We start from the raw sequence: 10,767 nt of genomic DNA on the forward strand, positions 1-10,767 counted from the left end.
CTGCTGACGCCCCTGATGCCGGCGCGCACGATTTCGGCGATGAAGGCCGCCGTGTAGAAGGATAGCGCCAACAGCAGCGACAGGAACTCCGGCTTGATCCAGAAGCCGCCGGTCAGGTTGAAGGTCGACTGCTTCGGGAAATCGAAGGTGAGCGGCATGCCGCTGAGCAGGAAAGCAAGCACCGGCAGGCCGATGATGAGAGCGACCGACGTCCAGAACACCGGGAATTGCTGGCCGGTTGCCCGCTGCCGCTGCCGCGCCCTGTGGGCGACGAACCATGCCATCGCGATGGCGAGCAGCAATGCGACGCCGATCAGCCAGGAGCCATCCCCCCAGACGGCCCGCGGTAGATAGAAACCACGCTGGTTGAGAAAGGAGCCGAGGGGCAGATGGATGCTCTCGCGCGGCGGCGGCAGCACGGCGAGCACGCCGGAATACCAGAAGAAGATGACCAGCAGCGGCGGGATGTTGCGGAAGATCTCGACATAAACCGTGCAGATCTTGCGGATCAGCCAGTTCTGCGACAGGCGTCCTATGCCGATGAGGAAGCCGACGATGGTGGCAAGCACGATGCCGGCGACGGCAATGATGATCGTGTTGAGCAGACCGACGACCAGCGCACGGAAATAGGTCGAGTCAGACGTGTAGGCGATCGGCGTGTCGGAGATGTCGAAGCCGGCCCTGCTCTTCAGGAAGCCGAAGCCTGATGCAATGTGCAGGCGCTGGAGGTTTTCGATGACGTTGTGGACGATCCACCAGATCGAGATGAACAGCAGGATCACGACCAGCGTCTGAAAGAACAGGCTGCGTATTCTCGGGTCATTGATGAAGGAGCCGCGGGTCGGCTCCTCGCGAAGGATTTCCTGCGAAGCCATGGACCGTCCCCTGGAAAGAGAAACCGGGAGGCAGACGACCTGCCTCCCGGATCACGTTTCGATCAGCGGATCGGCGGGCCGTATTGCAGGCCGCCCTTGGTCCACAGCGCGTTGATCCCTCGCGCGATCTTGAGCGGGCTGCCCGAGCCGACATTTCGCTCGAACATTTCGCCGTAGTTGCCGACAGCCTTGACGATGTTGACGACAAAGTCGTTGGAGAGGCCGAGATCGGCGCCATACTTGCCATCTGGCTCTGTGCCGAGCAGGCGCTGGATGTTCGGGTCGGTCGACGTCTTCATCTCCTCGACATTCGCCTGCGTGACGCCGGCTTCCTCGGCGTTCAAAAGCGCGAAATAGGTCCAGCGCGCGATATGCGCCCACTGGTCGTCGCCCTGGCGCACGGCCGGGCCAAGCGGCTCCTTGGAGATGATCTCGGGCAGCACGACATGGTCGGCCGGCGATGACAGCGTCAGGCGGATGCCATAGAGGCCGGACTGGTCGGTGGTGTAAGCGTCGCAGCGGCCGGCGTCATAGGCGGCGTTGACCTCTTCGAGCTTCTCGAACACGACGGGATTGTATTCCATCTTGTTCTTCTTGAAGTAGTCGGCGAGGTTGAGCTCGGTCGTGGTGCCGCTCTGCACGCAGACGGCGGCGCCCGAAAGCTGCAGCGCGGAATTCACGCCCGGCAGCTTCTTGGCGTTGATCATGAAGCCCTGGCCGTCATAGTAGGTGACGCCGACGAAATCGAGACCGAGCGCGCTGTCGCGGTTGCTGGTCCAGGTGGTGTTGCGCGACAGGAGGTCGATCTCGCCCGACTGCAGCGCGGTGAAACGCTCCTTGGCGCTGAGCGGCGTGAACTTGACCTTGGAGGCGTCACCGAAAACGGCGGCCGCAACGGCGCGGCAGAAGTCCGCGTCGATGCCTTTCCAGTCACCCTTGTCGTCCGGCGCCGAAAAGCCGGCGAGGCCGGTCGAGACGCCGCACTGAAGAAAGCCCTTCTGCTTCACGGTATCGAGCGTGCCTGCCGAAGCGGCGGACGCCATGAACCCGAGCGCGGCGGCGCCAAGAATGCCGATTGCAATGTGTTTCATGACCCACATACCCTTTTCTGTTACAGGCGCCCCTGCTGTCAGGCGACGCTTGATCTTTTTTCGTTTGTGAATGCAGCTCCCACTTCAGGCCCACTCCCGGACCCGCATCAGTTGCCGATGCGCTGCCTCCCATTCACGAAACGCATCGAAGGCGATTATTCCTGTGAGGTCAAGGGAAATGACCGAAACCCCAAAGGTTTGAAAAGCAATTGCCGCAAATGCCTGAATTGCGGACAAGAGCCCATGAAATCGGCAGTCCATGCGAACAAATCAGTCAAGTTGCAACGGTGCGAATCCATGAGCCGGCGGCCGAATCCGCTTCGGCAATAGCGGTGCTTTGTTGGGCGCGGGCGGGCTTGGATTGGCCTAGCCGAAGACGGGCTTTTGGCGGGCCTGGCGCGGTTGCGCGGGCTTGGCCGCCGCTTTATGGCTGTCCCCTGACATCATTCGACCCCTTACATGAAATGGCTGGCGACGAACCATGGGTAAAGACGGCATCGAAATGCGCACCAACACGCTGCTTGCCCATTCCGGCAACAACCCGCGCGACTATTTCGGCTTCGTCAACCCGCCGGTCGTGCACGCCTCCACGGTGCTTTACGCCGATGCCGCTTCGATGGCCGGACGCAGCCAGAAATACACATACGGCACGCGCGGCACGCCAACGATGGATGCGCTGACGCTCGCCGTCGACGCGCTTGAAGGCTCGGCCGGCACCATCGCGGTGCCTTCGGGACTGGCGGCGGTGACGGTACCGCTGCTCGCCTTCCTCGCCGCCGGCGACCATCTCTTGATCGTCGACAGCGTCTATCACCCGACGCGCCACTTCGCCGATACGATGCTGAAGCGACTCGGCGTCGAGGTCGAATATTACGAGCCGCGCATCGGGGCCGGCATTTCTTCGCTGATCAGGCCCAACACCAAGGTGGTGTTCACCGAATCGCCGGGATCGAACACCTATGAGGTGCAGGACATCCCGGCCATCGCCAAGGCTGCGCATGAAGCGGGCGCCATCGTGATGATGGACAACACCTGGGCGACGCCGCTCTATTTCAAGCCACTCGACCATGGCGTCGACATCTCGATCCAGGCGGCGACGAAATATCCGGCCGGACATTCCGACGTGCTGCTCGGCCTGGTTTCGGCCAACGAGACATATTGGAAGCAGCTCTATGATGGCTTCTGCACCCTCGGATGCTGTTCGGGACCCGACGACATCTACCAGGTGCTGCGCGGCCTGCGCACGATGGGGGTGCGGCTCGAACATCACCGCAAGTCCGCGCTCGATATCGCGCGCTGGCTGGAGGAGCAGGCCGCGGTCGCGCAGGTGCTGCATCCGGCACTCGAAAGCCATCCCGACCATGCGCTCTGGAAGCGCGATTTCTGCGGCTCGAGCGGCGTCTTCTCGATCGTGCTCGACGGCGGCGGCCAGAAGGCCCAGCACGCCTTCCTCGACGCGCTCAAGATCTTCGGTCTCGGCTATTCCTGGGGCGGCTATGAGAGCCTCGCCGTTCCGGTCTTCCTCGGCGACCGCACGCTTGCCAAGGGCTCGTATGCCGGTTCGCTGATCCGCTTGCAGATCGGGCTTGAGGATGTCGAAGACCTCAAGGCCGACATCGCGCGTGGGCTGGCGGCGGCGGCTGCCGTCGAGTGACGAGCTGATCAGTAGGCGCCGGCCGCCACATTTGCAGCCGCAGACATGCCTGGGCCGAAGCGATAGCATAGCCCGCGCAATCAACTCGGGAACCTTTTGCCGGCAGGCGCATCCAATTGCGGATGCAAAACTGCCGGGGGATCGAGCGAGATGAGAAGGCCCGCTATTGAAGCCGCCGGGATCGGCGCGGCAGCGGCCGGCGACATGGCGCTGGTGCGCCGGGCGCTGGCGCGCGATCCGGATGCGTGCCGTGCCATCATCAAGACGCACAATCAGCGGCTCTACCGCATCGCGCGCGGCGTGGTGCGCAACGATGCTGAGGCCGAGGACATCGTGCAGGAGGCCTATATGCGCGCCTTCGCCATTCTCGGCGCCTTTCGCGGCGAGGCCTCTTTGTCGACCTGGCTGTCGCGCATCGTCATCAACGAGGCGCTCGGCCGGCTGCGCAAGCGCAAGCGCATGGTGGCGATGCCCGAAATCCCGGAGGCGCGGGTCATCCCGTTTCCCCTCAATCCAAGCGACGATCCGGAGCGGACAATGGCGCAGCGACAAATCCTCGGGCTTGTCGAACGGGCGACCGACAGCCTTCCCGATGTCTATCGCAGCGTTTTCGTCGCCCGTGTCATCGAGGGCCTCAGCATCGTGGAAACGGCCGACCTTCTGGGCGTGCGGCCTGAGACAGTTAAGACACGGCTGCACCGGGCGCGCGCCCTGGTGCGCAAGGCGCTGGACGACGAGATCGGTCCGGTGCTGCTCGACGCCTTCCCCTTCGCCGGCCGGCGCTGCGAGCGGCTGACGCAGGCGGTGATGAAGCGCTTGGGTTTCGAAGGCTGACTTTCCCGGGGAACGTTTCTCGCTTCCCGGCATCCAATGGCCGTCAACCCTCAGATGAAGCCCGAAGCCGATGCGCCGGGCGAAGGAGATGCCATGTTCATGCGACCGACCGCCGCCCTCGCCGCCCTTTTCCTGATGAGCAACGCGCCGCTGGCGCTGGCCGCCGACAAGCCCACCGACCCGCAGATCGCCCACATCGCCTATACAGCCGGCTCGATCGACATCGAGGCGGCCAAGCTGGCGATCAAGACGTCCAAGAACAAGGAGATCGTCGCCTTCGCCAAGGACATGGAGCGCGACCATGAGGCGGTGAACAGCCAAGCGCTCGACCTGGTGAAGAAGCTGAAGGTCACGCCCGAGGATAATGACACCAGCAAGGCGCTGGCCAAGGCTGCCAAGGAGGAGCGCGCCAAGCTGGCGAAGCTCAAGGGCTCCGAGTTCGACAAAGCCTATATCGAGAACGAAGTGGCCTATCACAAGCAGGTCAACGGTGCGCTCGAAACGCTGCTCATCCCCTCGGCCAGCAATGCCGAGTTGAAGAGCCTGCTGGAGACCGGGCTCAAGATCTTCCAGGGACATGAGCAGCATGCCGAACATGTCGCCGGCATGCTGAAATGAGGCCGCTGCTTCTTGCGTCGATGCTGGTGACGGTGCTCATGGCACCGCCAGCCTTCGCGGCGACCATCGAGGTGACGATCGACAAGCTGGTGTTCTCGCCGGCGAGCGTTAAGGCCAAAGTTGGCGACACGATTGAGTGGACAAACAAGGATATTCTCGCCCACACCGCCACGGTCAAAGGCGGCTGGGATGTGATGATCCCGGCAAAGTCGAAGGGCAAGGTCACGCTGAAGGCGGCGGGAGAGGTCGACTATTTCTGCCGCTTCCATCCCAACATGAAGGGCCATATCGGGGTGGCCCCCTAAACCCGCCGCCCCCTGGCCCGGCGCTGGGAGAGCGAGGCGCGCACGGCGCCTCGCTTGCTTGGCGGCAATCTTCCGAATGCCGGCGCGCAACCCACCCTGCCCGGCCGCGGCCCGCCGCTATACTGCGCCAACGCACCCTTAGCCGAAGCGGGGACTTCCGGCGAGTTGCCCAGCGGATACTGCTAACCATCAACGCCTTGACGCGATTGACAAAGCCTGGGCCGCTGGCGGCATGTCCTCCGCAGCGTGCCGCGCAATAATATTCCCTCCGGCCGCGAATATACGGATTGGTTTGGCTTCCAAATCCGTGACTTCAGCGGCATTGCGTGCAGCGCAATTCCACCCATTCGATCCAGGGCCTGCCATGGCGTTTCGCCTCTTTGTTCCAATCCTCGCCGGAGCGACGCTTCGCGAGCGGCTGCTCGCCTGCATCGGCGCGACCATCGGCATCGCGCTCACCGGCATGATCAGCGGGCTTGCCATGGGCAGCGGCCCGCTTGTGGCGATGCTGGTGGCGCCGATGGGCGCTTCCGCCGTGCTGCTCTTTGCCGTTCCCTCGAGCCCGCTGGCGCAGCCCTGGTCCATCATCGGAGGCAACACGATTTCGGCGCTGGTCGGGGTGACGGTGGCGCATTTTGTGCATGACACGGTGATCGCCTCCGGCCTTGCGGTGGCGCTGGCGATCGCCGCCATGTCGTTCACGCGATCATTGCATCCGCCGGGCGGCGCGGCGGCGCTTACCGGCGTGCTCGGCGGGCCGGCGGTTGCGGCGGCCGGCTTCCTGTTTCCGTTTGTGCCGGTGGCGCTGAACTCAACCGTCCTGGTCGCGCTCGGCTTCCTCTTCCACAAGCTGTCGCGCCGCAACTATCCCCATGTTCATGTGCCGGCCAACAGCAGTCACGGCACAGCCGACCGGCCGCCGGCCGAGCGCGTCGGGTTTCGGCCCGAGGATGTCGATGCGGCGCTCTCGGCGCTCGACGAAACCTTCGACATCGACCGCGATGACCTGGAGCGGCTGCTGCGCCAGGTCGAGCTGCAGGCAATGGTGCGCTCGCAGCGCACGCTGCTTTGCCGGGACATCATGTCCCGCGATGTGATCTCGGTGCCGGAGACGGCTTCAGCCGACGAGGCGCGCAACCTTTTGATCGACCACAACATCCGCACCTTGCCGGTCGTCGACGCGGAAGGACGGCTCACCGGCGCAATCGGCCTGCGCGAGCTGACGAGAGCGACCGACACGGTGGGAGGGGTGATGTCGAAAGCAAGCACCGCTTTGCCCGACATGCCGGCGATGAGCCTGCTGCCGACACTGACCGACGGGCGCAGTCATGCGGTGGTGATCGTCGATGGCGGCCGGCATATACTTGGGCTGATCACGCAGACCGATCTGCTGGCTGCGGCTGCGCGCGTGCAGCAGGCAGGCAAGGCGCCGTTGAAAGCGGTGGCCTAGGAGCAATTCGAGGACCATGGTCACGGTCTTCCGCCTGAAAGTGCATGGAACCTGAAGCGGTTCAGCGCTTCAGTGAAAAGCCGAGCCGCTTCAGACAGGGCGTCAGCCAGGCAAGTGGACCGCCCGGTCGAGACGCCGCGTGGCGCCAGTGGCCTTGTCCGGCCGGGCGACATGCGCCCATGAGCCGTCATAGACCGCCTGCCGCCGCTCGATCCAGGCGTTCACGCCCTCGCGCAGGTCTGCTGTCGGGGCCACGCGGGCGAATTGCTCGGCCTCCACCAGCAAGCCTTCCGCTATGCTCGAGTTGATGCCACGCGCCACCGCTGTGAGGATGCTGGCGACCGCCGTCTGCGAATGACTGACGATGCGGCGGGCAAGGTCAAGGGCCGCCCGCATCAGCTCTTCGTGCGGCACGACCTGGTTGACCAGGCCAAGCTCGGCGGCACGAGCGGCGGAGAATGTCTCACCGGTTAACAGCAGCTCCAGCGCGCGCTTGCGGCCGGCAAGCCGCGGCAGCCGCTGCGTGCCCCCGAAAGTCGGCGGCATGGCAAGCTTGATCTCCGGCTTGGCGAACAAGGCACGGTCGCTGGCGACGGCCAGCGGCACCGCTTCGGTGATCTCGCAGCCGCCGCCAAAGGCTAGGCCGTTGACGGCGGCGATCACCGGCTTGCGGAACGCCTCCAGCCGCGCCGTCAGACGCTGGCCGCGCATGACGAAATCGCGCAGCGCCGCATCGGTGCCCTCGGCCACGCTCAACGAGAATTCGTGGATATCGCCGCCGGCGGAAAAGGCGCGCTCCCCTGCCCCTGTGAGGATGACGGCGCGCACGTCATTATCCGTCTCGATCAAGTCGAGACGCGACAGCAGCCGGTCGATCAGCGCGTAATTCAGCGCATTCAGCTTGTCGGGGCGGTTGAGGGTGAGGATCGCGACGCGGTCGCGCGTCTCGCTCAGCACAAGGTCGGTCATGGCTTTTTCCTTTTCCGGTGGTTCGGCGGGATAAGGAGCAGGCTTTCGGTTGCTTGTATATTCACTAGTCGGTATACTTACACGATGAGCGAAAAGACCAATCCTACGCGAAAACGCCTGGTCGATGCGGCGACCAAGCTCTTCTATGCCGAAGGCATCGGCCGCGTCAGCGTCGACGCCGTGGCCGAGAAGGCAGGACTTACCAAGCGCACGCTCTACTATCATTTCAAGAGCAAGGACGATCTGATCGCGGCCTATCTCGATGGACGCGACCAGCCTAATCTCGAGCAGATGGCGGGCTGGTTCGATGCGGCGGAGGGCGGCGCGGACAAAAAGGTCGAGGCGATCTTCACCAACTTAGCGCGGGTTGCCCGCCATCCCAAATGGAAGGGCTGCGGCTTCCTGCGCACGGCGGCCGAGCTGGCGGCGATGCCGGGGCATCCGGCGGTGAAGGCGGGAGCACGCCACAAGACCAATTTCGAGAAATGGCTGGCCGGCGCGCTTTCAAGCCACGATGTCGCCCAGGCGAAGATGCTGGCGCGCGAGATCGTGCTTTTGATGGACGGCGCCTTTTCCAGCATGCTGATCCATCACAATCCCGACTACGTCAACGCCGCCGGCCATGCCGCCGCGACGCTGATACGGGCGCGGATGGCAGGCAAACACGCAGCTTAGATCGTGGACGCTCGCGGCGCGTCGATTGAGGCGTTCGAGGGGCGGCCTCTTCAGGACAAGGCCAGCCAGGCGGTGCCGGCGAGAAGCGTCACCAGCGTCAGCGGCAGGCCGACCTTGAAAAAAGCGGAAAAGGAAAGCTGCTTGCCGGCAGCCTTGGCCTGCTCGGCGACGATCAGGTTGGCGACCGAGCCGAGCAGCGTGAAATTGCCGGCAAGCGTCGAGCTCATCGCCACGACCAGCCAGGCGCGCTCCGGGTTCTCCAGCCCGGGAATGAACGGCCGCAGCGCCAGCACCGCCGGCACATTGCTCATGATGTTGGAGAGCACCGCGGTGAAGCCCGAAAGGCGCCAGACATCGTCGAGGCCGATGTTCTTCGCCCAGGCGATCATGTCGGGCGTGAGCAGCGTGCGCTCGGCGCCTGCCACCACCACGAACAGGCCGGCGAACATGAAGAGCAGCGGCCCGTCGATCTCGCGATAGATGCGCCGAGGCTTGATTGCCCGGGTGACCAACAGGAAAGCGCCGGCAATCAGCGCCGCCTTGGCGACGGGAACGCCGGCGAAGAAGGCGAGCGCCAGCAGCACGCAGACGATGGTGGCCTTCAGCACCTGTCCGGGCAGCATGCGGCCCCGATACACTTCCGGGCTGAGCTCGGCGGGGCGGGAGAATTCCGCGCGGTAGACGATGCGTATGATGACGATGACGCAGAGCAGGCCGAATAGCGCCACCGGCGCGAGCGCCACCGTGAAGGCCGGATAGGAAATGCCGGACAGCGCGCCGATCACCATGTTCTGCGGATTGCCGGTGATGGTGGCGACGCTGCCGCAGTTCGAGGCGGTGCAGGTGGCGATGAGGTAAGGCACCGGGTTGCGGTTGATGACGCGGGTGACATGAACGACGATCGGCGCCATCACCAGGCAGATCGCGTCATTGACCAGGAAGGCCGAGAGCACGCCGGTCAACAGCGTCACCATGACCAGGAGCATGAAGGGCGCATGGGCGTGTTCGATGGCAAAGCCGCCAAGCGCCCGAAACGCGCCCGAAACCTTCAGATGCGCGACCACGATCATCATGCCGAGCAGCAGCGTGATGGTATCGAAATTGATGGCCTTGTAGGCATCCTCGATGCTGATCGCGCCGATGGCGATCATAAAGGCACCGCCAAGCAGCGCGATTCCGGCGCGGTCGAGGCGCAGCCCGGGAATGCGGCCGACGGCGACGCCGGCATAGGTGAGCACGAGGATGAAGAGCGCGCCCGCGCCGGTCCATGTCATTGCAAGAAGGTTCCCGTTGCCTGCCCTGTCCGCCAGAATCGGCCGGAGGACGGGTCGGCCTCACATTTAACAAGGGCGGCGGAAAGGGAAAGCGTGCAAGCGCAGCAAAGCGTGATGACGCTTTCATGGCTTTCACATTCATAAACCCTAATGTAAAGAACGGTGAATTAACATATCTGACCGAAAATCCAGGCGTTGGGGGACGAAACGGATGAACACGGTCGTTGAAGCGGAACATCGCGTCCTATCGCGGGAGGAATTGATGCGTCCGCAGGAATGTCCCCGCTGTCAGGGAGCCAAAAAAGTCTTCGTTTGCGCGCGCTGGCTGAGCTCGAACGGCCATTGCTGTCCGGAGGGCACCCACCGGATTAACTGCCCAGGACACAGCGTCGCCTGTCTCGAATGCAGCGGGCGCGGCAGCTAGAGCGTTTCACCGTTTCACGGAAACGGCGAACCGCTCTATCTCCTTGTTATTACGCAATTCCGGACGGAAAACCGCTCACACTTTTCCTGGAATTGCTCTAGCGGTACCCGACAGCCTCCGATCGACCACAGCGTCGCCGTGGCTCAATCCTGTACTCTGCATTGGCCGAAGGCCGCCGTCATTAAAGTTTGACATAGGCAGGTTCCGCCGGGGCTGTTGCGATCAACGCCCGCTGGACTTGGCTATTGCTTTGCGCTTCAGCGCCGCCTACCACTTGGCGAATTTCACGATTTCCTCAGGCCCCCGCAAAGCAATGATCGTCCGACTGCGACGCGCCCTGCGATGGCAAGCGCTTCCGCTTCTTGCCGGCTTTGCCGTTGTCGCGCTGATCATAACCGCGCGCGCCATTCTCGCCGAAGCGCAGATCGCCGACCGCGACGCCAGCCGTGAAGCAATTGAAGCCCAGCAAACGCTCTCGAGCCTGCTTTCGCTCGCCCAGGACGCCGAGACCGGCCAGCGCGGCTATCTGCTGACCGGCGAGAAAAACTATCTGCTGCCATACCAGCATGCGGTCGAGGCGCTGCCGGCGCTGCTCAAG

Annotated in this window: 11 protein-coding genes; 7 read left to right on the forward strand and 4 right to left on the reverse strand. The window is 63.8% G+C overall.

Annotated elements, in window-relative coordinates; translation table 11 throughout:
* A partial coding sequence (locus EOA28_RS11915; protein ID WP_128314914.1) for an ABC transporter permease subunit occupies window positions 1-875 on the reverse strand: 875 nt, incomplete at its 3' end.
* Between the two features lie 62 nt (window positions 876-937).
* The gene (locus EOA28_RS11920; RefSeq protein ID WP_095820064.1) at window positions 938-1,966 is read right to left on the reverse strand and encodes an amino acid ABC transporter substrate-binding protein; all 1,029 of its coding nucleotides are present in this window, start codon (window positions 1,964-1,966) and stop codon (window positions 938-940) included.
* 481 nt (window positions 1,967-2,447) lie between these two features.
* Here EOA28_RS11920 and EOA28_RS11925 point away from each other — a divergent pair, with 481 nt between their 5' ends.
* The 5 genes from EOA28_RS11925 to EOA28_RS11945 all read left to right on the forward strand — a co-directional run bounded on the left by EOA28_RS11925 (window position 2,448) and on the right by EOA28_RS11945 (window position 6,827).
* Window positions 2,448-3,620, forward strand: a complete 1,173-nt coding sequence (locus EOA28_RS11925; RefSeq protein ID WP_127251312.1) for a cystathionine beta-lyase — start codon at window positions 2,448-2,450, stop codon at window positions 3,618-3,620.
* A 150-nt stretch (window positions 3,621-3,770) separates the two neighbouring features.
* On the forward strand, window positions 3,771-4,454 hold the full coding sequence (locus tag EOA28_RS11930) for an RNA polymerase sigma factor (protein ID WP_127251311.1): 684 nt from the start codon (window positions 3,771-3,773) through the stop codon (window positions 4,452-4,454).
* A 93-nt stretch (window positions 4,455-4,547) separates the two neighbouring features.
* A complete protein-coding gene (locus EOA28_RS11935; RefSeq protein WP_126083222.1) occupies window positions 4,548-5,072 on the forward strand; it encodes a DUF4142 domain-containing protein in 525 nt (174 codons plus the stop codon).
* Window positions 5,069-5,377 (forward strand): cupredoxin family copper-binding protein, encoded by a 309-nt coding sequence (locus EOA28_RS11940; protein WP_126083223.1) that lies wholly within the window; start codon window positions 5,069-5,071, stop codon window positions 5,375-5,377. The genes EOA28_RS11935 and EOA28_RS11940 overlap by 4 nt, the downstream gene beginning before the upstream one ends.
* Window positions 5,378-5,741: 364 nt before the next feature.
* The gene (locus EOA28_RS11945; RefSeq protein ID WP_126083224.1) at window positions 5,742-6,827 is read left to right on the forward strand and encodes an HPP family protein; all 1,086 of its coding nucleotides are present in this window, start codon (window positions 5,742-5,744) and stop codon (window positions 6,825-6,827) included.
* Window positions 6,828-6,929: 102 nt separating this feature from the next.
* Here the strand turns inward: EOA28_RS11945 and EOA28_RS11950 are convergent, their stop codons facing one another.
* Window positions 6,930-7,796, reverse strand: a complete 867-nt coding sequence (locus EOA28_RS11950; RefSeq protein WP_126083225.1) for a crotonase/enoyl-CoA hydratase family protein — start codon at window positions 7,794-7,796, stop codon at window positions 6,930-6,932.
* Between the two features lie 84 nt (window positions 7,797-7,880).
* Here EOA28_RS11950 and EOA28_RS11955 point away from each other — a divergent pair, with 84 nt between their 5' ends.
* Window positions 7,881-8,471: a TetR/AcrR family transcriptional regulator gene (locus EOA28_RS11955; RefSeq protein ID WP_126083226.1), complete on the forward strand. Its 591-nt coding sequence runs from the start codon at window positions 7,881-7,883 to the stop codon at window positions 8,469-8,471.
* 50 nt (window positions 8,472-8,521) lie between these two features.
* Here EOA28_RS11955 and EOA28_RS11960 read toward each other — a convergent pair whose 3' ends face one another.
* On the reverse strand, window positions 8,522-9,745 hold the full coding sequence (locus EOA28_RS11960) for an anion transporter (protein WP_127253722.1): 1,224 nt from the start codon (window positions 9,743-9,745) through the stop codon (window positions 8,522-8,524).
* Window positions 9,746-10,419: 674 nt separating this feature from the next.
* Here EOA28_RS11960 and EOA28_RS11965 point away from each other — a divergent pair.
* Window positions 10,420-10,767, forward strand: a 348-nt coding sequence (locus tag EOA28_RS11965) for a CHASE3 domain-containing protein (RefSeq protein WP_245501512.1), incomplete at its 3' end; no start/stop codon positions are given.

The organism is Mesorhizobium sp. M2A.F.Ca.ET.067.02.1.1, assembly GCF_004023285.1.
Taxonomy (GTDB): Bacteria; Pseudomonadota; Alphaproteobacteria; order Rhizobiales; family Rhizobiaceae; genus Mesorhizobium.

What these genes read in the sequence shown, in the direction of transcription:
- EOA28_RS11920 (WP_095820064.1), bottom strand. Translation starts at nt 1,966, where the DNA reads ATGAAACACATTGCAATCGGCATTCTTGGCGCCGCCGCGCTCGGGTTC.
- EOA28_RS11925 (WP_127251312.1), top strand. Translation starts at nt 2,448, where the DNA reads ATGGGTAAAGACGGCATCGAAATGCGCACCAACACGCTGCTTGCCCAT.
- EOA28_RS11930 (WP_127251311.1), top strand. Translation starts at nt 3,771, where the DNA reads ATGAGAAGGCCCGCTATTGAAGCCGCCGGGATCGGCGCGGCAGCGGCC.
- EOA28_RS11935 (WP_126083222.1), top strand. Translation starts at nt 4,548, where the DNA reads ATGTTCATGCGACCGACCGCCGCCCTCGCCGCCCTTTTCCTGATGAGC.
- EOA28_RS11940 (WP_126083223.1), top strand. Translation starts at nt 5,069, where the DNA reads ATGAGGCCGCTGCTTCTTGCGTCGATGCTGGTGACGGTGCTCATGGCA.
- EOA28_RS11945 (WP_126083224.1), top strand. Translation starts at nt 5,742, where the DNA reads ATGGCGTTTCGCCTCTTTGTTCCAATCCTCGCCGGAGCGACGCTTCGC.
- EOA28_RS11950 (WP_126083225.1), bottom strand. Translation starts at nt 7,796, where the DNA reads ATGACCGACCTTGTGCTGAGCGAGACGCGCGACCGCGTCGCGATCCTC.
- EOA28_RS11955 (WP_126083226.1), top strand. Translation starts at nt 7,881, where the DNA reads ATGAGCGAAAAGACCAATCCTACGCGAAAACGCCTGGTCGATGCGGCG.
- EOA28_RS11960 (WP_127253722.1), bottom strand. Translation starts at nt 9,745, where the DNA reads ATGACATGGACCGGCGCGGGCGCGCTCTTCATCCTCGTGCTCACCTAT.